Source organism: Flavobacterium olei (assembly GCF_039749035.1).
Taxonomy (GTDB): Bacteria; Bacteroidota; Bacteroidia; order Flavobacteriales; family Flavobacteriaceae; genus Flavobacterium; species Flavobacterium olei.
Genome location: NZ_JBDKWC010000005.1, coordinates 333,947 through 360,843 on the forward strand (window position 1 = coordinate 333,947; position 26,897 = coordinate 360,843).

At 37.1% G+C, this 26,897-nt stretch carries 12 protein-coding genes; all 12 read left to right on the forward strand.

Annotated elements, in window-relative coordinates:
* The first annotated feature begins 8 nt into the window (after window positions 1–8).
* The 12 genes from ABEB31_RS15165 (at window position 9) to ABEB31_RS15220 (ending at window position 26,724) form a co-directional block, all read left to right on the forward strand.
* A complete protein-coding gene (locus ABEB31_RS15165; RefSeq protein WP_347052478.1) occupies window positions 9–926 on the forward strand; it encodes a glycoside hydrolase family 43 protein in 918 nt (305 codons plus the stop codon).
* A 249-nt stretch (window positions 927–1,175) separates the two neighbouring features.
* Entirely contained in the window at window positions 1,176–3,041 is a 1,866-nt protein-coding gene (locus tag ABEB31_RS15170) for a six-hairpin glycosidase (RefSeq protein WP_347052479.1), read from the forward strand.
* 179 nt (window positions 3,042–3,220) lie between these two features.
* A complete protein-coding gene (locus ABEB31_RS15175; protein WP_347052480.1) occupies window positions 3,221–5,995 on the forward strand; it encodes a glycoside hydrolase family 78 protein in 2,775 nt (924 codons plus the stop codon).
* A gap of 198 nt (window positions 5,996–6,193) precedes the next feature.
* Complete coding sequence (locus ABEB31_RS15180) at window positions 6,194–7,612, forward strand: acetylxylan esterase (RefSeq protein WP_347052481.1); 1,419 nt, start codon at window positions 6,194–6,196, stop codon at window positions 7,610–7,612.
* 143 nt (window positions 7,613–7,755) lie between these two features.
* The gene (locus ABEB31_RS15185) at window positions 7,756–10,206 is read left to right on the forward strand and encodes a glycoside hydrolase family 95 protein (RefSeq protein ID WP_347052482.1); all 2,451 of its coding nucleotides are present in this window, start codon (window positions 7,756–7,758) and stop codon (window positions 10,204–10,206) included.
* Between the two features lie 184 nt (window positions 10,207–10,390).
* Window positions 10,391–11,959, forward strand: coding sequence for an MGH1-like glycoside hydrolase domain-containing protein (locus ABEB31_RS15190; RefSeq protein ID WP_347052483.1), 1,569 nt, complete (start codon window positions 10,391–10,393; stop codon window positions 11,957–11,959).
* Window positions 11,960–12,186: 227 nt separating this feature from the next.
* Window positions 12,187–14,937 (forward strand): glycoside hydrolase family 78 protein, encoded by a 2,751-nt coding sequence (locus tag ABEB31_RS15195; RefSeq protein ID WP_347052484.1) that lies wholly within the window; start codon window positions 12,187–12,189, stop codon window positions 14,935–14,937.
* A gap of 145 nt (window positions 14,938–15,082) precedes the next feature.
* Window positions 15,083–16,228, forward strand: a complete 1,146-nt coding sequence (locus ABEB31_RS15200; RefSeq protein ID WP_347052485.1) for a sialidase family protein — start codon at window positions 15,083–15,085, stop codon at window positions 16,226–16,228.
* A 93-nt stretch (window positions 16,229–16,321) separates the two neighbouring features.
* Complete coding sequence (locus tag ABEB31_RS15205) at window positions 16,322–17,209, forward strand: sugar phosphate isomerase/epimerase family protein (protein ID WP_347052486.1); 888 nt, start codon at window positions 16,322–16,324, stop codon at window positions 17,207–17,209.
* A 168-nt stretch (window positions 17,210–17,377) separates the two neighbouring features.
* Window positions 17,378–20,107: an alpha-d-galacturonidase gene (locus tag ABEB31_RS15210; protein WP_347052487.1), complete on the forward strand. Its 2,730-nt coding sequence runs from the start codon at window positions 17,378–17,380 to the stop codon at window positions 20,105–20,107.
* Window positions 20,108–20,473: 366 nt separating this feature from the next.
* Entirely contained in the window at window positions 20,474–23,989 is a 3,516-nt protein-coding gene (locus ABEB31_RS15215; RefSeq protein WP_347052488.1) for a malectin domain-containing carbohydrate-binding protein, read from the forward strand.
* Window positions 23,990–24,372: 383 nt separating this feature from the next.
* Window positions 24,373–26,724: a glycoside hydrolase family 2 TIM barrel-domain containing protein gene (locus tag ABEB31_RS15220; protein WP_347052489.1), complete on the forward strand. Its 2,352-nt coding sequence runs from the start codon at window positions 24,373–24,375 to the stop codon at window positions 26,722–26,724.
* Window positions 26,725–26,897 lie beyond the last annotated feature (173 nt).

Below are 26,897 nucleotides of genomic sequence, written 5' to 3' on the forward strand. Positions count from 1 at the left end.
AAATAGATATGAAAAAAATATTCATCATAATAACCCTTTCAATTTTTGCGATCAGTTATTCGCAGAAAAAGAAAGATTTATATCTTTTTACATCGTTTAGAGAACCCGCAACAGAAGGCTTATATTTAGCCTACAGCGAAGACGGTTACAACTGGAAAGGTCTTGAAGGATCATTTTTAAAACCGGAAATTGGAGCAAGTAAAATCATGCGTGATCCGTCCATTACAAAAGGTGCTGACGGAACGTATCATATGGTTTGGACAACCGACTGGAAAGGCGGAAACGGTTTTGGATATGCCAGTTCTAAAGATTTAATACATTGGTCAGAACAGCAATATATTCCCGTAATGAAAAATGAACCGGAAGTGGTAAACGTTTGGGCGCCCGAAATTTTTTATGATGATGTGAAAAACGAATACATTATTATCTGGGCATCAACAATTCCGTTTCGATTTGAAAAAGGAGTGGAAGAAGAGAAAAACAACCACAGAATGTATTATGTAACGACGAAGGATTTCAAAACGTTTTCAGATACCAAATTATATTACAATCCGGGTTTCAGCGTGATTGACTGTGTAATTGTAAAGAAAAGCAAAAAAGAATACGTTTTGGTTTTGAAAGACAATACAAGACCGATGCGAAATATAAAAGTAGCTTTCGGAAAATCACCTCTAGGTCCATTCGAAAAAAGTTCGGCACCATTAACGGAATATTTATCAGAAGGCCCAACGGTGGTAAAAGTCAGTAAAAAATGGCTGTTGTATTACGACAATTACGGGTCCAAAAATTATAAAGCTTTAAGCACATCAGATTTTGTTCATTTTGAAGATGTTTCTTCAAAAATAAAACTTCCGGAAGGACACAAACACGGAACAATTACAACAGTTTCTGAAGAAGTTTTAAAAGGATTAATTGAAAAGAAATAAAAAATAGTTTTACGCAGATTTAAAAAGATTTAAGCAGATATGGCAGATTTTTTATTTTAATCTGCATGAATCAAAACAGTTTTAAATAGATTTAATAATATCTGCTCAAATCAGCTCAAATCTGTAAAATCTGCGTGAAACAATTTTCTCGCTGATCTGGCAGATTAAGCAGATTTATTTAAAAGTTACAGTCGCAAACCTGACAGGTTTTTAAACCTGTCAGGTTTAATAACGATAAAAATAATACCAATGAATACTTTCAAAAATATTAAAACCAACATCGCCATTACAGCCACAATTCTTTTGGCTTGTACAACTGTAAACGCCCAAAACGACACAGTACGTTATGTTGGAAAAACACTTTCAAACATCGATTATCATCACGGGCAGTTAAGTCCGGCGGTTGGAGTTCACGCCACACAAATCATGCGTGCCAGCCGTGAACACCCAGAAAAAGCAGATGGTTTTGGATGGACATACAATCATCAGCCGATGATGGCGTATTGGAACAATACCTTTTATCTGCATTATTTAAGTGATCCTTCGGGTGAACATATTCCGCCGAGCCAGACTTTATTAATGACTTCTAAAGATGGCACAACATGGTCAAAACCAACCGTAATTTTTCCAATTTATCATATTCCTGACGGATGGAAAAAAGAAGGTGTAGAAGGTGTTGCCAAAAATCTGGATGCCATTATGCACCAGAGAATGGGATTTTATACTTCAAAAGACAAACGATTTTTTGTCTTAGGTTATTACGGAATCGCAATGGATGAAAAAGACGATCCAAACGACGGAAAAGGAATTGGACGTGTAATTCGCGAAATCAAAAAAGACGGAAGTTTTGGCGAAATTTATTTTATCAGATACAATAAAACCTGGGACAAGTCAAAATCTGCTTTTCCATTTTATACCAAAGCAAAAGACAAAGGTTTGATCAAAGCCTGCGAAGAAATACTGTCAGAACCCTTAGTTTTACAGCAATGGGTTGAAGAAGCAGATCGTGATGACGAATTAATTCCATTACAAAAACCTTATAAAGCGTTTAGTTATTATCATTTACCAAACGGAAATGTGGTTGGTTTATGGAAACACGCTTTAACATCAATCAGTAAAGATGGCGGAAAATCATGGGATTATATGCCGTTGCGCGCGCCGGGATTTGTAAACAGCAACGCCAAAATCTGGGGACAAAAAACGTCTGACAATCGTTATGCAACATTATACAATCCGTCAGAATACCGCTGGCCTCTGGCGATTTCGACCAGTGATGATGGATTAAATTATAAAGATTTATTGCTAGTTCACGGCGAAGTAAGTCCGATGCGTTATGGCGGAAACTATAAATCTGCCGGTCCTCAATACGTACGCGGAATTACAGAAAAAAATGGAACTCCGCCAGACGGAAAAATCTGGGTGGGTTACAGCGTAAATAAAGAAGATATTTGGGTGGCATCCATTCCGGTTCCGGTGACTTCTGTTGTAACAGAAGATGTGAATGATGATTTTAATACTCTTCCTAACGGAGAGGAATTAAAACTTTGGAATACCTATGATCTTTCGTGGGCATCTACAAAAATCGAAAAGAAGGCCGACGGTAAAAAATGGCTGACTTTAAGAGATCAGGATTATTTTGATTATTCAAGAGCAGAAAGGGTGATTCCGTTTGCGTCAAAAATGGAAGCTGTTTTTACTATTAAACCAGAACAAAATAATCATGGTTTATTACAAATTGAATTTCAAAACAAACAAGGTCTGCCTTCGGTAAGATTGACTTTTGATTCTGATGGTGAACTGAAAGTAAAAAATGGAGCGCGTTACAGCACAATTGCAAAATACGAAGCAAACAAAACGTATAAAATAACAGTTAAACTGGATGCAAAAAACCGCACCTATACTGTAAAAGTAAATAACGAAAAAGAATCAACAAAGATATTTTACGCGCCAACAGACGGGTTTGAAAGAATTATGTTTAGAACAGGAGAACAAAGATATTCACCAAATCCGGACACAGCGCCAGACACAGACGATTACGTCGACCTGCCTCAAACCGGAAAATTAATTCCGGAAGCGGTATTTAATATTGAATCTTTTGTTACTAGAAAATTATAAAAGTTTAAATAGCCACGAATTCACGAATTATTTTTATCATTAGAAAGTAATTTATTTCCCAAAATTGAAATGATTTCACTTATTAATCAGATTAATATTTTAGGTATAAATTAGAGAAATAAAACACAAAGAAAAATTAGAGTTAATTCGTGAATTCGTGGCGAAAAAAAAATCATATAGTGAAGTTTTTTAAAAACATATTATTAGCAATTAGCTTATTAGTCACTTTCATTTCGAATGGACAAATTCTGCCTGTGAATTTGACGGCAGAAATGGCGGAAAATCCATTAACAGTTGTTCAGAATCAGCCGAGATTAAGCTGGCAGTTGGTTTCAAAAGAATCTAATTCGTCGCAAATTGGCTATCAAATTTTGGTTGGTTCTTCTGAGGAAAAACTAAAAGAAGACTTTGGCGATATTTGGGACAGCGGAAGAATAAATTCGAACAAAAACCTTCAGATTTCTTATGGCGGAAGTCCATTAAAAAATGAAACCAAATATTTCTGGAAAGTGAAAGTTTGGAATCAGGAAGGCGAAATGTCAAAATGGAGTAAAAATGCTTTTTTTAGAACCGCTCCTTTAGAATCAGAATTAAACCCCATTTGGATTGGCGCGATTACAAAAGCGGACAGTCATTTGCCGGAAGGAAGAAACTTTCACAGTGCCACTTACAAAAGAGAAAAGAAAGATGCGATTATCAATGCATCCGATTCCCTTTCGCGCAGAAGTATTATGTTGCGTAAACCTTTCGAACTAAAAAAAGAAATTAAAGAAGCCGTTGTTTATATTTCAGGATTAGGACATTATGAATTGACGATCAACGGAAAAAAAGTTGGAAACAGCCAATTTGCACCTTTGTGGACAGATTACGATAAAACAGTTAATTACAATACATACGAGTTAACTGCGAAAGAACTTCAAAAAGGAGATAACGTAATTGGCGTACTTTTAGGAAACGGAATGTACAATACGCTTGCTGAAAGATATACCAAATTCTTCGTGAGTTTTGGTCCGCCGACTTTATTTTTTAAAATGAAAGTCGTTTACAAAGACGGTTCACAAGAAATTATAAAATCAGATGGAAGCTGGAAATACAGCAAAAGTCCAATTACATATAACAGTATTTTTGGCGGAGAAGATTACAATGCCAATCTAGAGAAAAAAAACTGGAACAGAAAAGGTTTCAAAGATTCAGGCTGGAATAAAGTAGTGATTCAGGAAGCACCAAAAGGAACTTTAAGACCTCAGACGGCAACACCAATTACGATTCAGAAACAATATGAAGTGAAGACTTCGAAAGAGCTGAAACCGAATTTTTTTGTGTTTGATATGGGACAGAATCTTTCTGGATTTCCAACGATAAAAGTTGAAGGAAAAAAAGGACAGACGGTTCGTGTCTGGGTTGGAGAAAGTTTAAATGAAGACGGAACTGTCGGACAGGGAAAATCGGGTAAGCCTCATTATTACGATTATACTTTAAAAGGTAACGGAACAGAAGAATGGACACCAAAATTCAGTTATTACGGCTTTCAATTTATTCAAATAGAAAACATTAATTATAAGGAAACAAAAGATAAAAGTCTGCCGACAATATTAGATTTGAAATCAAATTTTATTTATAATTCCGCAGGAGAAGCAGGAAGTTTTGTTTGTTCAAATGAACTTTTTAACAAAACCCATGAGATTATAAATAATGCTATAAAAAGTAATTTTCAGAGTGTTTTTACCGATTGTCCGCAACGAGAAAAATTGGGCTGGCTGGAAGAAATTCACTTAAACGGACCCGGATTACTATTTAATTATAATCTGGAAAATTTCATTCCGGCGACAATGCAGAACATTTCAGATTCGCAGAGAGAAAACGGTTTAATTCCGACAATCGTTCCGGAATATGTGGTTTTTGGAGGCGATTTTACCGATTCTCCGGAATGGGGTGTAACGGGTGTAATCCTGCCTTGGATGTATTATGAATATTATGGTGATGCGTCTTTAATTGAAAAATATTATCCGGTAATGAAAAACTATGTCGATTATTTAGAATCAAGGTCTAAAAATCACATCGTTTCTCACGGATTGGGCGATTGGTACGATTACGGAACACATCCCGCTGGATATTCAAAAAATAGTCCGATTGCGCTTTCGGCAACTTCTCATTTTTATTATGGAGCCAGTTTGGTCGCAAAAGCAGCTAAATTGTTTAATAAAACAGAAGATATCGAGAAGTATGAAAACTTAACTTCTGAGATTAAAAAAGCTTTTAATGAGGAATTTTTCAATAAGGAAACGAAACAATACGGCACAAACAGCCAGTTTAGTAATGCCGTTCCAGTTTTTATGGAAATTGTAGAACCGCAATTTAAGGAAGCGGTAATGCAAAATCTGATTGCCGATATCAAAGCAAAAGGCGACCGATTAACAACGGGCGATGTTGGAAACCGTTACTTATTTCAGGCTTTGGCACGAAATGGCGAAAACGAAACGATGTTTAAAATGAACAATCATTATGATGCGCCGGGTTACGGTTTTCAGATTAAATATGGCGTCACAACTTTGACCGAACAATGGGATCCGAGAAAAGGAAACTCATACAATCATTTTATGATGGGACAAATTGAGGAATGGTTTTATCAAAGTCTGGCCGGAATTAATGCAGATCCCGAAAAACCGGCATTCAAACATTTCTTTATTCAGCCGGAAGTAGTAGGCGATATGACTTTCGCGAAAGCGGAATATCACTCGGTTTACGGGAAAATCGTTTCTTCCTGGGAAAAGAAAGACGGGAAATTTATTTTGGAGGTCGAAATTCCGGTGAATACTTCGGCAACCATAAAATTACCAGTTGCTAAAAATTCTGAAATTAGAATTAATAAAAAAGTGGTAAGAACAGGTTTTGATGGAAAGAAACCAAGTTTAGAATTTGGTTCCGGAAAATATACAATTGAGTGTAAGTTATGAGTTCTTAGTTAGTAGTCCTTAGTTCATAGCAATTATCAAATAAAAAATCAATTGCCTCCAGTTTTAACTGGAGGTTATAAATAGACAAAGTCAGAGGGCTTTAGCCAAATAAATAAGTTAGGCTAAAGCCAATATTAAAAATCAATTTGTTTCCTCCAGCTAAAGCAGGAGGCAATTCAAAAACAATTTTGAAATAAAATGAAAAAAATAAAATACACAATCTTACTTTCAATTTTCGCATTGACCATTTCAAATGCGCAGATTACTTCTGATGAAAATTTTAGAAAACCGGTTTCAGAAACCATTCAAAAAATTGGAACTATTTTTAATATTACCATCAACGATGACAGAGGTTTACTAAAAGGAAAAGAACTGGATTATGCAGACTGGAGAATTGAACCGGGAAATCTGGCGGTTTCGCTGACCAATATTCTGGCGCCGTTTGAATTGATGTATTTTAAACAACCCGACGGAACCTACATTATTCGTAAATATGAAAACCATAAAGTTTCAGTTGATAAAGGAAAAGAGCGCTTGTTTTATTTAGAAAGCCAATATTCAACCACAGACGAATGGGAGAAACGTAAAAAGGAGTTAAAAGCATGTATGATAACCTCATTTGGTCTAGACAAGGCTCCCCCAATGCCAAAATCTAAGCCACTTTTAACTCCTAAGAGAATTTATAAAGATTACAGTATTGAAAATATTGGGTTAGAAATTCTTCCGGGAGTTTATGTTACAGGATCGATTTACAAACCGTATCCGTTAAATAAAAAATCGGCTGTAATCTTAACACCGGACGGACATTTCGGTGACGGAAGATATAGAAAAGACGAGCAGTATCGTTGTGCCATTTTAGCCAAAATGGGGGCTATTGTAGTAAGTTATGATTTGTTTGCCTGGGGAGAATCATTGCTTCAGTTTCCAGAACAAACACACAGAAACAGCATTGCATCAACAGTTCAGGTTTTAAGCGGAATTCGATTATTAGATTATTTATCGACTGTAAAAAATGCGGACATGTCTAGAGTTGGTGTTACGGGCGGTTCTGGCGGAGGTTCACACACTATGTTTTTAGGAGCAATCGATGACAGAGTAAAAGTTACGGCTCCAGTGGTAATGGTTTCATCTCATTTCTCAGGCGGTTGTCCGTGCGAAAGCGGACGCGGAATTCACCTTTGCGGAAACGGAACAAACAATGCAGAAATTTCAGCAATGATGGCGCCAAAACCACAACTAATTGTTTCAGATGGAAAAGACTGGACATTGGCAGTTCCGGAGTTGGAATTTCCTTTCATTCAAAGAACGTATGAATTGTACGGTAAAAAAGATTTGGTAGAAAATGCTCATTTTGGAAAAGAAGGACACGATTACGGCGTTTCAAAACGTATGGCAATGTATCCGTTTATGGCGAAATATTTAGGATTAGATTTGAATAAAGTCAAAAATGCAAAAGGCGAAATCGACGAATCGACTTGTGTGATTGAACCTTATGACAAATTATATGTTTTTGGAAATAAAGCAGAAAATTTACCCAAAAATGCTTTGAAAGATATCGACAAATTATATGAAATGTTCGGAGAAAAAAATCTGAAGGTTTATGAAACTAAAAAATAGCCACGAATTACACGAATTGCACTAATTTTTTTTTGCCACTCCCGATAGCTATCGAGAGTGGCAAAAAATTAGAGAAATTGAAATAAAAATTAAAAAAGAAATTAGTGCCATTCGTGAAATTCGTGGCAAAAAAAAATATAAACATGAAGTTAAAAAGTAAAATAACGGTAATCTGTCTGGGAATTTTTTCGCTTACAGCAACAGCGCAAAACGACCTGAAATTATGGTACGATAAACCAGCTTCAATCTGGAACGAAGCTTTGCCATTAGGCAACGGACGATTGGGTGCAATGGTATTCGGCGATCCGGCAGTCGAACGTTTACAATTGAATGAAGAAACCATTTGGGCAGGTTCTCCGAACAGTAATGCGCATACTAAGTCAATCAAAGCTTTGCCGATCGTTCGTCAGTTAATATTTGATGGAAAATTTGATGAAGCGCAGGATTTGGCGACGGAGGATATTATGTCGCAGACCAATGACGGAATGCCGTATCAGACTTTTGGAAGCGTGTATATTTCGTTTCCTGGGCATCAGAAATATTCTAATTATTATAGGGATTTAGATATAAGTAACGCTTCCGCGAAAGTAAAGTACACAGTAAATGGAGTGGAATTTACGCGTGAAATTATTACAGCATTTGCCGATCAGGTAATTGCAGTAAAACTTTCGGCAAGCAAACCGGGACAAATTACGTGTAATGTTTTTATGAACAGTCCGATTGATAAAACCGTTGCTTCAACAGAAGGAAACCAAATTATACTTTCCGGATTAGGGACAAATTTTGAAAATGTAAAAGGAAAAGTGAAATTTCAGGGAAGGCTTACCGCTAAAAATAAAGGCGGCGAAATTAGCGCCAGCAACGGCGTTTTAAGTATTGATAAAGCCGATGAAGTTACTTTATACATTTCAATTGCAACCAATTTTAAAAACTATCAAGACATTTCGGGTGACGAAATTGCGAAAAGCAAATCGTATTTAGAGCAGGCTTTACCAAAAAGTTTCGACGAAATAAAAACGGCGCATACAGCATATTACCAAAAATTCTTCAACAGGGTTGCGTTGGATTTAGGAACAAATGAAAATGCAAAGAAACCAACAAACGAAAGAATCCGTGATTTCTCTAAAGAATTTGATCCACAATTAGCTTCATTGTATTTCCAGTTTGGACGTTACTTATTGATTTCAAGTTCACAACCGGGCGGACAGCCGGCCAATTTACAAGGAATCTGGAACGATATGGTGACTCCGCCGTGGGATAGTAAATACACCACAAACATCAATGCCGAAATGAATTACTGGCCGGCACAAGTAACGAATCTACAGGAAATGCACGAACCGTTTTTGCAAATGGCGAAAGAATTAAGTATAACGGGCGCCATAACTGCAAAAACCATGTACAATGCAAACGGTTGGGTTTTACATCATAATACAGATATTTGGCGTGTAACGGCTCCGGTAGATTCTGCTGCGTCTGGAATGTGGCCAACGGGTGGCGCCTGGGTTTGTCAGGATTTATGGGAAAGATATTTATATACGGGTGATAAAAAATATTTAGAAGAAATTTATCCGATTATGAAAGGTGCGGCAAGTTTCTTTTTAGATTTTATGATCATCGATCCAAATACAAAATATTTGGTTGTAGTTCCGTCAAGTTCGCCAGAGAATACGCATGCAGGAGGAACAGGAAAAGCCACTATTGCATCGGGAACTACGATGGACAATCAGTTGGTTTTTGATTTATTTACACATGTTATTGAGGCTTCAAAACTGGTTGCTCCAGATGCTGATTTTACTAAAAAAGTACAGAATGCCTTAGCAAAAATGGCTCCGATGAAAGTGGGAAAATACAATCAGTTACAGGAATGGCAGGAAGATTGGGATAATCCAAAAGATAACCACAGACACGTTTCGCATTTGTACGGCTTGTATCCGAGTAATCAGATTTCGCCAATCAAAACACCGGAATTATTTGAAGCTGCGAAACAATCTTTGATTTACAGAACAGACGAATCTACAGGCTGGTCAATGGGATGGAAAGTGAATTTATGGGCGAGATTATTAGACGGAAATCACGCATATAAACTGATTCAGGATCAGTTGCATTTGGTAACGGCAGATCAGAGAAAAGGAGGCGGAACGTATCCGAATATGTTAGATGCGCACCAGCCTTTCCAGATTGATGGAAACTTTGGCTGTACGGCCGGAATCGCCGAAATGCTGATGCAGAGTCAGGAAGATGCGATTCATTTATTGCCGGCTTTACCCACGGTTTGGAAAGACGGAAGTATAAAAGGTTTGGTTGCGAGAGGCGGTTTCGTAATCGATATGACGTGGAAAAATAATAAAGTTTCAACTTTGAAAATTTATTCTAAATTAGGTGGAAACTGCCGATTGAAAGTGCAAAATACGCTGAGTGGTTCTTCTATCAAAAAGGCAAAAGGTAAAAATGCAAATGTTTTGTTTTATGATGTGGAAGTGAAGAAACCGATTATTTCTAGCGAAGCTAAATTGAAGAAGGTCGTTTTACCGAATTACAATATTTACGATGTGAATATGAAAGCAGGGCAGACTTATACTTTTACTGGGAAATAATTTTTTTGAACCATATAAGTGATATAAGGAAATATAACGTCTCGTTTTGTCATTTCGACCGAAGGGAGAAATCACACGCGTGACCATAAAGAATGTCAAATATTGTTGCGGAGCTTCTAGTGCGATTTCTCCCTTCGGTCGAAATGACAAACTAGTTGCAGAATTATATAATAAATAAAAAATAATGTTAACAAATCTCAAACATAAAATAGTAACCCTTTCAATTATAATTGCTTGTTTAAACAGCAGTTGTAAATCAGGTGCGAATGTTTCAAATAAAGGGAAATCGGTTGTTTTAAAAGAAAATAACTTCAAACATTATGTTGATTATTTCAACACGATGGAAGACGAGAATTTAAAATTTGCGATTCCGAATGACAGCGCGTGGAGCTGGATGGAAAAGAATATTCCGTTGTTTGAATGTCCACAGCAGAATTTTGAGGAAATCTATTATTTCCGTTGGTGGAGCGTTCGTAAACATATCAAAAATACACCGCAGGGATTTGCGATCACGGAGTTTTTGGTAGATCGTTCTTATGCCGATAAATACAATATGATCAGTTGTGCTTTGGGACATCATATTAATGAATTCCGCTGGGTTCATGATCCTAAATATATTGAGCAGGACGTTCATTTATGGTTTAGAGGAAATGATGGAAAGCCAATGAAGAAACTCAGAACGTTTAGTTCTTGGACAGCTGATGCATTATACAACAGATATTTAGTAAATAAAGATGACAAGTTTTTACTGAATATGTATCCGGATTTGGTTAATGAATATGCAGCTTGGGAAGGCGACAGAAAACGTAAAGACGGTTTATTCTGGCAATTTGACGTAAAAGACGGTATGGAAGAATCGTTGAGCGGTGCGAGAAAGTTTAGAAATGCGCGCCCAACAATTAACAGTTATATGTTTGGAAATGCGGTGGCGCTGTCTAAAATGGCAAAACTAAAAGGCGATACGGCAAAAGAAAATTATTTTACTGCAAAAGCCGATACGCTTCAGAACTTAGTGGAAACGAAATTGTGGAATAAAAAATCTGAGTTTTTTGAAACTTTCACAGAAAAAGATACATTAGCACAGGTGAGAGAAGCGATTGGATTTATTCCGTGGTATTTTAATCTGCCTCAAAAAGATAAAGGTTTTGAAAAAGCCTGGGAGCAGGTGAAGGATGAAAAAGGATTTTCGGCTCCGTTTGGATTAACAACGGCAGAAAGAAGAAGTCCGCGTTTTAGAACTCACGGAACCGGAACCTGCGAGTGGGACGGGGCAATCTGGCCTTTTGCAAGTTCGCAGACTTTGACCGCAATGGCCAATGTTTTGAACAATTACAATCAGGATTTTGTGGCAAAACCTGATTATTTCAAACAAATGGAATTGTATGTGCAGTCGCAGTATTATAGAGGAAAACCTTATCTTGGCGAATATCTGGACGAAACTACAGGCTATTGGTTAATGGGCGACAGAGAAAGAAGCCGTTATTATAATCATTCGACTTTTAATGATTTGGTGATTACCGGTTTGGTTGGTTTACGCCCGAGAGAGGATGAAAAAATTGAGGTAAATCCGTTGATTCCGCCGGAAAAATGGGATTGGTTTTGTCTGGATAATGTTTTGTATCATGGCAATATTATTACGATTCTTTGGGATAAAACCGGAGAGAAATATCATAAAGGAAAAGGATTTAGGGTTTTTAAAAACGGAAAAGAAATTGCGGTTTCTGAGAAGTTGGAGCGTGTGATTTCTGAATAGAATCATATATTAATCGTCCAGTTTGTCATTTCGACGAAAGGAGAAATCGCACTAGAAACTCCACAAAGTGAGCCAATCTTTGTAGAATCCCGCGTGTGATTTCTCCTTTCGTCGAAATGACAAAAATGAGAATAAATTTACTCTTGCAGATTTAAGGGATTTTTACTTTAAAGAAATAAAAAAATCTGCTCAATCTGTAAAATCTGCGAGAAACAAAAAATAATACCATGAAAAAGTTTTTACACCTTACATTAATCATCACATTGTCTGCATTTTCGGCGAAAGCCCAAAACAAAATCAGTGTAAACAATCTGCAATGCGAAATGATGAACAATCCGGAAGGTATTGATGTTTTGCAACCGCGATTAAGCTGGCAGATTGATGCAAATGTAAACGATGTAAAACAAACCGCTTATCAGATTATTATTGCTTCGACTCAAGAAAATTTAAACGCGAATAATGCCGATCTATGGGACAGTGGAAAAATAGAAAGCAACGAATCTGTCAATATTATTTACAATGGAAAAACTTTAGAAAACAGACAAAATGCTTTTTGGAAAGTAAAAATCTGGACGAATAAAGGAGAAATTCAATCTACTGAAAAAGCATTTTTCAGTATGGGAATTTTAAATTATGCCGACTGGAAATCGACGCGTTGGATTGGTTATGAAAAAGCTTCGCCGGGAGATAGTATTTCGCAATATTCGAGATTATCGGCAAGATATTTAAGAAAAGAAATCAACCTTAAAAAACAAATTAAGAGTGCGAAAGTATATTTAATGGGTTTAGGCATGTACGAATTGTATATTAACGGAAATAAAATTGGAAATCAGGTTTTAGCACCCGTTCCTACAGATTACACCAAGAATGTAAAATACAATGTTTTTGATGTGACTTCGCAATTGAAAGAAGGCAAAAATATGCTGGGAACTATTCTTGGAAATGGCCGTTTTTTTACTATGCGTCAGGATTATAAACCTTATAAAATCAAGACTTTTGGTTATCCAAAAATGGCTTTGCAATTGTTTGTAGAATATACAGATGGCAGCAAAGACGTAATTCGTACAGACGATACTTGGAAAGTTACTACAAATGGACCGATTTTATCTAATAATGAATACGATGGCGAAGATTATGATGCACGCAAAGAATTAAAAAACTGGAATACTGTAAATTATGATGATAAAAATTGGTTAAGCGCCGAATATGTTCAGGAACCGGGCGGTTTTTATGAAGCTCAGATGACTCCGAATATGAAAATAATGGGAGAAGTAAAGCCAATTTCCATGAAGAAAACGCCACGCGGAACTTATATTCTGGATATGGGCCAGAACATGGTAGGCTGGTTACAATTGAAAGTAAAAGGAAAAAGCGGTGACAAAATCACTTTGAAGTTTGCTGAATCTTTGCAGGCCGATGGTTCTTTATATATTGATAATCTGCGCGATGCGAGAACGACAGATCATTATATTTTAAAAGGAGAAGGCGAAGAAGTTTGGGAACCAAGATTTATTTTCCACGGATTTCGATTTGTAGAAGTTACAGGATTTCCGTCAAAACCAACATTAGATAATTTTGTTGGAAAAGTAGTTTATGACGACATCAAAACAACGGGAACTTTTGAATCTTCTGATGCGACGATGAACCAGATCTTCAAAAATGCCTATTGGGGAATCAGAGGGAATTATAAAGGAATGCCGATTGACTGTCCGCAAAGAAATGAGCGCCAGCCTTGGTTGGGTGATCGTACTACGGGTGCTTACGGCGAGAGTTTTATTTTTAACAATCAGACTTTATATGCAAAATGGCTGGACGATATTAAAAATGCACAGACGGCAGATGGCGGAATTCCGGATGTTGCGCCGGCTTTCTGGCGTTATTACGGGGATAATGTGACCTGGCCGGGAACGTATATTACAGTTGCCGATATGTTGTATCAGCAATTTGCAGATAAAAAAGTAATCGAAAAACACTATCCATCAATGAAAAAATGGGTGGTGTATATGGAGAAAAATTATTTGGTTAAGGATTTAATGACCAAAGACAAATACGGCGATTGGTGCGTTCCACCGGAATCTCTGGAGTTGATTCATTCTAAAGATTCAGCCAGAACAACAAACGGCGAATTGATTGCGAGTGCATTCTATTATCATTTATTGCAAAAAATGAAAAAATTTGCCACAATTAATGATTCTGGAAATGAAGATATTCAATATTATGAAGGACTCTCACAAAGAATAAAATCAGCATTTAATGCTAAGTTTTTCAATTTAAAAACAAATAACTACGCCAATAATACGGTAACAGCAAATCTTTTACCATTGACTTTCGGAATGGTTCCGGAGAATCTGGAAGATAAAGTTTTTGAAAATATTGTTTATGAAGTTGAAGTTACATACAAAGGTCACATCAGTACAGGTGTGATCGGAACGCAGTTTTTAATGCGGACTTTATCGCAGTTCGGGCGACCTGATTTGTCTTATAAACTGGCGTCCAACAATACCTATCCGAGTTGGGGATATATGGCGAAAAACGGCGCCACTACGATTTGGGAATTATGGAACGGTAACACGGCAGATCCAAAAATGAATTCGCAAAACCATGTCATGCTTTTGGGTGATTTACTGATTTGGTATTACGAAAATATGGCCGGAATAAAAAGCAATCCAGAAACTCCAGGTTTCAAAGAAATTATCATGAAACCCGATTTTAATGCCGGATTAACTTACGTGAATACTTCTTACGAGTCTATTTACGGATTAATTAAAAGTAACTGGAAAAAGAGCAAAAATTCTTTGTCGTGGAATATTACGATTCCTGCCAATACGACTGCGGTTGTTTATCTTCCCACAGAAAATGCTTCTAAAGTTACTATCAATAATCAAAAACTACACAAGACTTCAAATACATTTAAAACAGAAAAAGGTAATCTTGTACTTACACTTCCGTCAGGAACTTATGTTTTAAATGTTAAATAATCTGCTTTTCTGTTAATTCGGGACAGTACAGGATAGATATTTAAAAAATTAGTGTCATTTTTACACTTAATAAATAATTTTGTGTAAAAAATTATTGAGAATGCATTTAATATCAGAAATTGTAATTCAAAAATAAAACCTAAGAATGAAGATTTTCAAAGTAACATTTATCCTGTTTAGTTTATTTCTTTTAGGAAGCTGTAAATCGGCTTTAGAAAAGAAAACCTGGAAAGAAGGCATTTTAGTAGATCAGTTTATCTATGATAAAGCCCCTTATCCGTCTTGCCACGCCGTAACTATCGTAGAAGCAACCAATGGTGATCTTGTAGCCTCCTGGTTTGGAGGTACTAAAGAAAGACATCCGGACGTTTGTATTTATGTGGCAATCAAACCAAAAGGAAGTGATAAATGGAACGAAGGTATACAAGTAGCTGACGGAGTGATGAAAGACGGACCGAGATTACCAACCTGGAATCCGGTTTTGTATCAAATTCCGGGTGGCGATTTAATGTTATTTTATAAAATCGGCCCTAAACCATCAGAATGGTGGGGTGTAATCAGAACTTCATCTGATGGCGGAAAAACATGGTCTGAAGCTAAAAAAATGCCAGACGGTTTCTTAGGGCCAATCAAAAACAAACCTGTTTTATTAAGCAACGGAACTTTACTTTGTCCGTCAAGTATAGAAGGCGATGGCTGGAGACTTCGAATGGAATCTACACCAGACTTCGGGAAAACATGGGTAATGGGCGATACGCTTTCAAGAGGAAAACAGAAAATCAATGCGATTCAGCCAAGTATTTTATTTCATAAAGATGGAAGTATTCAGGCGATCGGAAGAACCAGAAACCGCGCTATTTTCAGCACCTTTTCAAAAGATAACGGAAAAACCTGGTCGGATGTTGAGTTAATTGGACTTCCAAATAACAACTCAGGAACAGATGCCGTTACACTTAAAGACGGCAGACATTTATTGGTTTACAATCACGTCCTGCCTCCGGGAAAAGAAGCAAAAGGGCCAAGAACGCCTTTGAATGTTTCGGTTTCGAAAGACGGAATTAATTGGAACGCCGCTTTGGTTTTAGAAGATTCAAAAATCAGTCAGTATTCTTATCCGTCGATGATTCAAAGTGCTGACGGAATGGTGCATATTGTATATACGTGGAGAAGAGAAAAACTGAAATATGTAAAAGTTGATCCGAGCAAATTAAAAGCACTTCCAATCAAAAACGGAATCTGGCCTGGCGATGAAAACAAAGTCGTAACAGCTGTAAAAGCAGAAGAAGAGTAAAGAAATTATTCGCCACGAATTCCACAAATTTTCACGAATTATTATTTAAAAAATTAGTGTAATTAGTGTAATTCGTGGCAAAAAAATATACCCATGATATATAAAAAACACTTATTAATTGCACTACTTGTTGTTTTATCGACAACATTCAACAGCTGTGCAACGGCTCAGGCATCAAAAAACAAGCACCAATACAAAGTGGCGGTTTGCGACTGGATGATTTTAAAAAGACAAAAATTAGGTGCGTTTGGACTTGCGTCTGATATAAAAGCAGACGGAATCGAACTGGATATGGGCGGTTTAGGAAAGCGACCAACCTTTGACAGCAAACTAGGAGATCCCGTAGAAAGACAAAGGTTTCTGGATAAATCTAAAGAAGTAAATGTCGGAATCAGTTCTATTGCAATGTCAGGGTTTTATGCGCAGTCTTTTGCCAAAAGAGAAACCATCGAGCCTATGATAAACGATTGTGTGACAGCGATGAAAAACATGAAAGTAAAAGTCGCGTATTTACCATTAGGCACAGAAAGTGATTTGACTAAAAATCCCGAATTACGCCCAATTATTATTGAACGATTAAAATGGGCAGGAAAACAAGTCGGTAAAATTGGCGGTGTAATTGCTATTGAAACGTCACTAAATGCTACAGACGAGAAAAAACTTTTAGAAGAAATAGGTTCCAAATACATTAAAAGTTCGTTCAATTTTGCGAATGCAGTTGATAACGGAAGAGACATTTCGGCTGAATTAAAAATTTTAGGCAAAAAACATTTAGCACAGATTCACGCTTCCAACACCGATAAATTCTGGTTAGAAAATGATCCGGCGATCGACATGCCAAAAATCAAACAAACGCTGGACGAAATGAAATGGAGCGGATGGTTAATTGTGGAGCGTTCAAGAGATGTAACACAAGTACATAATGTAAAAGCCAATTACGGAGCAAATGTGGCTTATTTGAAAAAGATTTTTCAGAATTAAAATAATAGAGCTTTCTCTCATTTTTGTCATCCCGAGGAACGAGGGATCTCCGCAATTAACTCCACAAAGATTGTCGATTTAGTTTGCGGAGTTACTTGCGGAGATTTCTCCTTCGTCGAAATGACAAATAGAACGAGGTAAGATTGCCAAGAATAAAAACAAAATACAATGAAATACCTAAGTTTACTTTTTTTTAGTTTTTACGTCACTTTCGCAACAGCGCAAAATATCACTATTGTAAGTGATGCAAATGCGCCAAGAGCAAAGTTTGGTGCAGAGAAATTAGCAGAAACCCTAACTTCAAAAGGATTCAAAGTTAGTCCATCTGACAAGTTTAAAAAGTCAAAAGAACAAGTAATTGTAATCGGCGAAAAAGGAACAGATTTCTGGAAAAAAAACACCAAAAGTGCCAAAATCGATGACAGTAAATTAAGTAAAAAAGAAGGATTTCAGATTCGTACACAAAATAATACCATTTTTATTGAAGGAACAGATGCGACTGGAGCGTTGTATGGTGCTTTGGAATTAGCAGAGCGAATCAAATCCTCAGGTAAAGTTCCTTCCGAAATTAATATTGATGACAGTCCCGAAATGGTTTTGCGCGGCGCCTGTATCGGAATGCAGAAACCGGTTTATCTTCCGGGTCGTGACGTTTACGAATATCCTTATACACCAGAAACTTTTCCGTGGTTTTATGATAAAGCTTTATGGATTAAGTATTTGGATATGATGGTAGACAATAGAATGAATTCTTTGTATCTATGGAACGGTCATCCTTTTGCTTCTTTAGTCAAACTAAAAGAATATCCGTTTGCGGTAGAAGTAAGCGACGAGGATTTCAAAAAAAACGAAGAAGTTTATAAATTCTTAACCGTAGAAGCCAATAAAAGAGGAATTTGGGTAATCCAAATGTTTTACAATATCATCGTTTCTAAACCTTTTGCAGAACATTACAACATAAAAACACAAGATCGTTCGCGACCAATTACGCCTTTACTTTCCGATTATACACGAAAGTCAATTGCTGCGTTTATCGAAAAATATCCAAATGTAGGTTTAATGGTTTGTCTCGGAGAAGCGATCAATACTGTGGATGACGACGTAGAATGGTTTACCAAAACCATAATTCCGGGTGTTCGCGACGGTTTACAAGCCTTAGGAAAAACAGATGAACCGCCAATTATTTTACGTTCTCACGATACAGACGGACCTTTGGTTATGGAGAAATCGCTCCCGTTATACAAAAATCTGTACACCGAAAGCAAATATACAGGAGAATCGCTGACGACTTATACGCCAGGCGGACCTTGGGGTGAAACACACAAGCAATTGAGTTCGTTAAAATCGATTCATATTGAGAACGTTCATATTTTGGCCAATTTAGAGCCTTTCAGATACGGATCACCAGATTTTATCCAGAAAACCGTAAAAGCAATGCACAGCGTTCACGGCGCCAATGCATTACATTTATACCCGCAGGCATCGTATTGGGATTGGCCTTATTCTGCCGATAAAACCAAAACTGGCGAAAGACTGCTGGAGATGGATCGCGACTGGATCTGGTACAAGGCCTGGGCAAGATATGCCTGGGACAGTAAAAGAGACCGAAACGCAGAAGTTAAATATTGGGATAATGATTTAGCGACAAAATACGGAACAGATCAGGAAGCTGCTAATAATATTTTAAAAGCCTACGAAGAAACAGGAGAAATCGCTCCAAAAACATTAAGACGTTTCGGAATTACTGAAGGAAACCGTCAAACCTTATTATTAGGTATGTTTGAAAGTCAGTTGGTAAATCCGGCAAAATGGAGAGTGTATCCGGGATTCCACGAATCGTGCGGACCTCCGGGAGAATTACTTTTAGAATATGCCAAAAAAGAATGGAACAAAGAACCCCATTCTGGGGAACTTCCAACGCAGATTATTGCTGAAATTACAGAACACGGCAGATTGGCCGTTGAAGCTATCGACAAAGCCGAAGCAAGTGTAACCAAAGACAAAGAAGAATTTTTACGTCTTAAAAACGATGTACATTGTTACAAAGCTTTCGCCGATTTCTTTTCAGAGAAAGTAAAAGCAGCGTTACTGGTTTTGAGATACAGTTATTCTAATGACATTTCAGATCTGGATAAAGCGATGCCACATTTGGAAGAAAGCATCAAACATTATGAATTATTGGTAAATTTAACCAAAGATACTTATTGGTACGCCAATAGTATGCAGACCGCGCAACGCCGAATCCCGATTGGAGGAGACGACGGAAACAACAAGACTTGGGCTGAATTGTTACCGCATTACGAACGTGAGTTGGCGAATTTTAAAAGAAATTTAGAAAAACTGAAATCTTCTAAAGATGGTAAAATAGAAAGTAAAGAAGGAAAACCGTGGAAAACGGCAGAAGTCACTTTCATCGACGAAAAACCGGGAACGTATTTGGTTAAAACCGGAACAAAAGTTTATGGAACCGATATTTCAGAACTAACAAAAATTGCTCCCGAACTCCAGAACCTAAAAGGATTCTCGTTTGTAGAAAACGATCAGAACGAAAAAGGAACACATTTGAAATTCAGAAATAACAAAGCCGTAAAACTGGTTGTAGGTTATTTCAATTCAGACCAAAAGAGATTTTTATTACCGCCAAGTTTAGAAACCGATGCTGCAGGAAACGCCCACGGTCAGGCCGAAGTGATTTTGGCAAGTGCCATGAATTTGAAAGAACTGCCACGTGTAAACATTCATACCTATACTTTTCAGCCGGGTGAAAACAAACTCGATTTAGGAAAAGGAAAAGTATTAATTTTAGGTTTCATCGATGCAGATCAAACCATTACAACTCGCGATGTTGGGTATATAGATGCAGGAGAAAAAGCAGCAGTAGACTGGTTATTCTATTAAAATAATAGTATTTTGGGCGTGTCCCTCCGGGTCGGGCTGTACGTTCCCGCTTTTTTTGAGGCAAAGACCCGAGCGTAAGCGAACAGGCGGAGCAAAAATTGCCCCAAAAAAGAGCTCCACTGCCATCCCTCACGCGAACCAAGATTGCATTAAACCTGACGGGTTTTCAAAAGCCGTCAGGTTTAATAACACAATCTTGTCATTTCGACGAAGGAGAAATCACACTAGAAGCTCCGCAAAGTAGAGACAATCTTTGTCGAATCCCGAGTGTGATTTCTCCTTCGTCGAAATGACAAAAAAGCCGAGTAAAGGCGTTGTATAATAAACCAAAAAACAACCTTATAATCACTTATATGGTTTAAAAATATGAAGAAAATAGTTTTTTTTATTTTTTGTTTTTTCTCAGGTTTTTACTTTGTTTGGAGTCAGAGTAAAAGTTCAGTTCGTAAAGAAATTTCGCTGAATTCATCCTGGGAAACCATAATGTTGGATAATCTTCCGCTGAAAGAAGAAGATTTTGTAGAAAATCCAAAAACTGATTCCAATTGGAACAAGGTAAGTGTGCCTCACAATTGGGATCAGTATTATGGCTTTAGAAGAACAAAACATGGAAATTTGCACGGTACCGCCTGGTACAAAAAAACTTTAAAACTTGATAAATCTGCCATTGGCAAAAAACTTTTCCTTTTTTTTGAAGGCGTAAGTTCGTACGCAGATGTTTGGGTAAACGGCAAAAAAGTAGGTCAGCACAAAGGCGGAAGAACCACTTTCACTTTAGAGATTACCAAAGCCGTTTCTTTTCATAAGGAAAATAAGATTTTAGTAAAAGTTTCACATCCTTCTTTTATTGCTGATCTTCCGTGGGTTTGCGGAGGCTGTTCGGGAGAATGGGGATTTTCAGAAGGTTCTCAGCCAATGGGGATTTTCAGACCTGTTTCTTTAGTGATTACAAACGATATCAGAATCGAACCTTTTGGCATTCATGTGTGGAATGATAAATCGGTTTCTAAACAAAAAGCAATTCTTCATACCACAACAGAAATCAGAAATTACGGGACTTCAGACCGAAATCTAATCTTAGAAAATATTCTTTTTGATGCTTCAGGAAAGAAAGTTTCAAGCATTAAAAATCAAATCAAATACAATTCTGGAGAGAAGAAAGAAGTCGCGTTGACTTTACCGGAAATTCAAAATCCGAAATTATGGTCGCCATCCCATCCATATTTATACAAATTGGTAACCTCAATTTACGAAAACGGAAAAATAATAGATCAATTAACAACGCCTTATGGAATCCGCTGGGTAAGCTGGCCGGTAAGTCGTGACGGAAAAGACAATCGATTTTTCATTAACGATGAACCTGTTTTTATAAATGGAGTTTGTGAGTACGAACATCAAATTGGAAACAGTCACGCCTTTTCAGACGAACAAATTCATGCCCGAATTGAACAAATAAAAACGGCTGGATTTAATGCTTTCAGAGAAGCGCATCAGCCCCATAATTTATTATATCAGGCAGCATTAGACGAAAACGGAATTCTGTTTTGGAGTCAGTTTTCGGCACATATCTGGTACGATACACCGGAATTCAAAGAAAATTTTAAAACGCTTTTACGCGAATGGATTAAGGAACGCAGAAACAGTCCGTCGGTTGTAATGTGGGGCTTGCAGAATGAAAGTACAATTCCGAAAGAATTTGCAGAAGAATGCACCAAAATCATTCGTGAAATGGATCCGTTATCCGATAAACAGAGAATTGTAACAACTTGCAACGGAGGAGAAGGAACCGATTGGAATGTCGTACAAAACTGGTCCGGAACCTACGGGGGAGATCCGCTAAAGTATCATTTAGAAATGACAACGCAGTTATTAAATGGCGAATACGGTGCGTGGCGTTCGGCAGATTTGCATACCGAAGGCGAATTTGATCAAAAAGGAACGTTGAGCGAAAACCGTTTTTCTCAATTAATGGAAATTAAAGTCCGCGAAGCCGAATCGGTTCGTGATAAAATTGCGGGACAATTCAACTGGCTTTTTGCTTCACATGAAAATCCGGGACGCGTACAAAACGGAGAAGGATTTAGAGATATTGACAAGGTCGGACCCGTAAATTACAAAGGACTTTTTACGATTTGGGGCGAACCGCTGGATGCGTATTATATGTACCGCGCCAATTATGTTTCGAACAAAACCAATCCCATGGTGTATATTGTTTCGCATACCTGGCCAAGTCGTTGGGAAAGTGCAGGAATCAAAAACGGAATCGATATTTACTCGAATTGTGAAGAAGTAGAATTGTTTAATGATGTCAATAAAACTTCATTAGGAAAATTGAAAAATCCGGGAATCGGAAATCATTTTCAGTTTAATAATGTAAACGTTCAATACAATGTTTTATACGCTGTGGGTTATGTAAACGGAAAAGCTGTTGCCAAAGATTATATTGTTTTGAATACTCTTCCGAAAGCGCCGAATTTAGAGGTTTTAACGCCAAATAAAACCGATATTCTAAAAGCAAAAAGTGGTTTAAACTATATTTACCGAGTAAACTGCGGTGGTTCAGAATTTACAGACAGCAACGGAAATACCTGGTTAACTGATACACACAAAAGCGGAAAAAATACTTGGGGTTCTTTATCGTGGACAGATAATTTCGAAAAACTTCCGGACTTTTTTGCCAGCCAAAGAAGTAGTTTTGATCTTGTAAACGGCACAAAAGACCAAACTTTATTTCAGACTTTCAGATACGGAGTGGACAAATTAAGTTATGAATTTCCTGCACCGGACGGGGAATATGTAATCGAATTGTATTTCATAGAACCATGGTACGGAACAGGCGGTGGCATGGATTGTAAAGGCTGGCGTTTGTTTGATGTGGCAGTTAACGATAATGTGATTTTGAAAGATTTTGATATTTGGGCAGAAGCCGGACACGATAATGCTTTAAAGAAAACGTTGAAAGTAAAAAGTGTTGGAGGGAAAATCAAAATTTCATTTCCAAATGTAAAAGCAGGACAGGCGATTATTTCGGCAATCGCTATCGGGACAAAAGATTATCACGCAAGACCAGCTGAGGAATCGGCAAGAAATATTCAGAATGTAAGTTTAGATTCCAGAGATTTTAAAATTGCTTCGTGGTTGGATATTAATTCAAAACAATTCGTAAACTCAGAAGTTCTATTTACCGAATTACCTTCAGAAGTTTTTGGTGCTGATTTTATTCAGTTTTTGACTGATTCAAAAGCAACTGGTTCATTCAAAGCAAAAGAAGAATCGACTGTTTTTGTTTTAGTTGATAATAAAATCAAGTCTTTAAACTGGCTTTCGGATTATAAAAAAATAGAAGAAAAAGCAAAAAACAACGCTGGAACTAGTTTTGATGTTTTCACTAAAAAAGTAAAAAAAGGCGAAAAAGTAGCTTTTGATAATTCAGAAACGACAATTTCGATTGCAGTTGTTCCAACTTATGATATGGGCGAAAAAGACGATTCTAGGCCCGTTGTTATCATAGAAGCTGAGAAAACAAAGACGACAGGAACGGGAATTGAAAAAGGAAATTTCAAAAAAGCCGATTATATTGAATTCACAAAAAAGACAAATAACAGTATCGAGTTTGAAGTAAAACCAGGAGTTGCGGGAATTTATCTAATGCGTTTCCGTTTTATGAACCGAAATGAAACGCCATTAAAAGTAAAATTCAAAATGGAAGATGCGTACGGGATTTTAATGCGAAATGACACGATCGAATTTTTTCCTTCATCGGAAAAATGGAAAATTTTAAACACAACATCAGGAGGTTATATCAACGCGGGGACTTATAAAATCACTTTGGAAGGAGATGATTTGAAGGGGTTGATGTTGGATAATTTTGAATTTCAATAATTTGATTTAGCCACAAAGACACAAAGACGCAAAGGTTCAAAGTTTTTTGTTGGGTTCGGTTGTCAGGCTGAGCGAAGTCGAAGCCCACGCAAAGTAATTAACCCAAAGGTTAACACGTTTAGTTTGTCATCCTGAGGAACGAAGGATCTCCGCAAGTAGCTCGACAAAAGGATTAAGGTTCAGTTTGTCATTTCGACGAAGGAGAAATCACACTCGAAACTCTATAAAGATTGGCGATTCGCTGTGCGGAATCCCGCGTGTGATTCTCCCTTCGGTCGAAATGACAAGATTGTGGAATTCGATAATTAAAAAGATTATTTATAGATATTATGATTATAAAAAAAGTAACATTTGTATTTCTGATACTATTCTCAACAGCAATAATGGCACAAAAAGCCAGAATTGTAGAGGATTTCAATAAAAACTGGAACTTCAAATTAGGCGATTATCCAGAAGCAATTAATGCAAATTACAACGCATCAGACTGGAGAACGCTTCAATTACCACACGATTGGAGTATCGAATTGCCCTTTGATAAAGACAGCAAAACCAAACAAGCACAGGGATTTTTACCTGCTGGAAAAGGCTGGTACCGCAAAGTTTTTACCGTTCCGGCTGATTGGAAAAACAAAACGGTTTCAATAGAATTTGACGGTGTTTTTAAAAACAGTGAAGTATTTATAAACGGACATTCTTTAGGAATGCGTCCAAACGGGTATATTTCTTTTGGATATGATTTAACGTCCTATTTACAATTTGGAAAATCGAATACTATCGCAGTAAAAGTCGATAATGATGCACAGCCGAATTCACGTTGGTACACCGGTTCTGGTATTTACAGAAACGTTCGATTAATAGCAAGCGAAAAACTACATGTAGGGAAGTGGGGTACTTTTGTAACAACTCCGGAAGTTTCGGCAGAAAAATCAAAAGTAAATGTGGAAGTTACGATTGATAATGATAATGCTTCTGCAAAAGAATTTAAACTGATTACTTCAATTGTAAATGCAGATAATAAAGAGGTTGCAACTTTTACTTCAACAGAAAAAATTGGTGCTAAAACTTCTGAGAAAAAGGTTCATAATCTGGAAGTCAAACAGCCGAAATTATGGAATACAGAGAATCCGTATTCGTATAAAGTAATTACAAAAGTGTACGAGAAATCGAAGCTTGTAGACAATTACGACACTCCTTTAGGTTTCCGTTATTTCAATTTTGATGCTGAAAAAGGATTTTCTTTAAACGGCGTTCCAACTAAGATTTATGGAGTTTGTCTCCATCACGATAATGGCGCTTTGGGTGCGGTTGAAAACATTCACGCCGTTCGCAGAAAACTGACTTTAATGAAAGAAATGGGTGTGAATGCGATCAGAATGTCGCATAATCCGCATTCTTTGGAAATGATGCAATTGTGTGACGAAATGGGGTTCATTGTTCAGGACGAAGCTTTTGATGTCTGGAAAAAGAAAAAAGTGACCAACGATTACCATAAAGACTGGGATGCTTGGCACAAACAGGACTTAGAAGATTTCATCAAAAGAGACCGCAATCATCCATCGGTTATGATGTGGAGTATTGGTAACGAAATCCGTGAGCAATTCGATTCAACCGGAATTGCAATAACGAGAGAATTAGCTAAAATCGTAAAATCTTTAGATACAACCCGTCCTGTAACTTCCGCTTTGACGGAAAATGTAATTGAGAAAAACTTTATTTATCAGTCGGGCGCTTTAGATCTTTTGGGATTCAATTATAAACATGAAGATTATAGAGATTTTCCAACGAAATTTAAAGGGCAAAAGATATTAGCATCAGAAAGTGTGTCGGCTTTGGAAACCAGAGGACATTACGATGCACCTGATGGAATTAAAGCCTGGCCCACAAAACACGGCGCTAAGTTTGACGGAAATGCAGATTGGACGGTTTCAGCTTACGATCAGGTAAAATCGTATTGGGGCGCGACGCACGAAGAAAACTGGAAAACGATCAAGAAACAGGATTTTATGGCGGGAACTTTTATCTGGACAGGATTTGATTATATCGGAGAACCAGATCCTTATCCTTATCCCGCGAGAAGTTCGTATTTCGGAATTGTAGATTTGGCCGGACTTCCAAAAGATGTCTATTATATGTACCAAAGCGAATGGTCGAAGAAAGACGTTCTGCATATTTTCCCACATTGGAACTGGAAAAAAGATCAGGAAGTAGATGTTTGGGCATATTACAATAATGCCGATGAAGTGGAGCTTTTCTTAAACGGAAAATCTCTTGGAAAGAAATCCAAAAAAAATGATGATTTGCACATTTCCTGGAAAGTGAAATTCGAGCCGGGAACTTTAAAAGCCATTTCCAGAAAGAATGGAAAAGTAGTTTTAGAAAAGGAAATCAAAACGGCTGGAGAAGCTTCTAAAATTGATTTAAAAGCAGATAAAACCACGATTAAAAATGATACGTACGATTTGGTTTATGTAACCGTTTCGTTAGTTGACAAAGATGGAAATATGCTTCCAAACGCTATGGATTTAATCAATTTCGAAGTTTCCGGCGGAGGAAAATTAGTTGGAGTTGATAACGGTTATCAGGCGAATTTGGATTCGTTTAAAGCGAATTCCTGTAAATTGTTTAATGGAAAATGTATTGCGATTATTCAGTCGAATGGGAAGAAAGAGAAAATTCAGTTGAAAGCTACAACTGACAATTTAAAAGCTTCGACAATTGAAGTTAAAGTAAATTAATTTTTGCTCGCGAAGTTGCAAAGGCACAAAGTTTTTGAACCATATAAGTTATATAAGTAATTTTAAGTTTAGCTTAATGGAACTTATATAACTTATATGGTTTAATTTTTTGTAAACATGTTTTTTTGTGAAAGAAATAATACTATTTTAGCTCGGGATTAATCAAACAAATT

Coding starts and splice junctions, on each gene's coding strand:
- ABEB31_RS15200 (WP_347052485.1), top strand. CDS start 15,083: ATGAAGATTTTCAAAGTAACATTTATCCTGTTTAGTTTATTTCTTTTA.
- ABEB31_RS15215 (WP_347052488.1), top strand. CDS start 20,474: ATGAAGAAAATAGTTTTTTTTATTTTTTGTTTTTTCTCAGGTTTTTAC.
- ABEB31_RS15210 (WP_347052487.1), top strand. CDS start 17,378: ATGAAATACCTAAGTTTACTTTTTTTTAGTTTTTACGTCACTTTCGCA.
- ABEB31_RS15165 (WP_347052478.1), top strand. CDS start 9: ATGAAAAAAATATTCATCATAATAACCCTTTCAATTTTTGCGATCAGT.
- ABEB31_RS15170 (WP_347052479.1), top strand. CDS start 1,176: ATGAATACTTTCAAAAATATTAAAACCAACATCGCCATTACAGCCACA.
- ABEB31_RS15220 (WP_347052489.1), top strand. CDS start 24,373: ATGGCACAAAAAGCCAGAATTGTAGAGGATTTCAATAAAAACTGGAAC.
- ABEB31_RS15205 (WP_347052486.1), top strand. CDS start 16,322: ATGATATATAAAAAACACTTATTAATTGCACTACTTGTTGTTTTATCG.
- ABEB31_RS15185 (WP_347052482.1), top strand. CDS start 7,756: ATGAAGTTAAAAAGTAAAATAACGGTAATCTGTCTGGGAATTTTTTCG.
- ABEB31_RS15180 (WP_347052481.1), top strand. CDS start 6,194: ATGAAAAAAATAAAATACACAATCTTACTTTCAATTTTCGCATTGACC.
- ABEB31_RS15190 (WP_347052483.1), top strand. CDS start 10,391: ATGTTAACAAATCTCAAACATAAAATAGTAACCCTTTCAATTATAATT.
- ABEB31_RS15195 (WP_347052484.1), top strand. CDS start 12,187: ATGAAAAAGTTTTTACACCTTACATTAATCATCACATTGTCTGCATTT.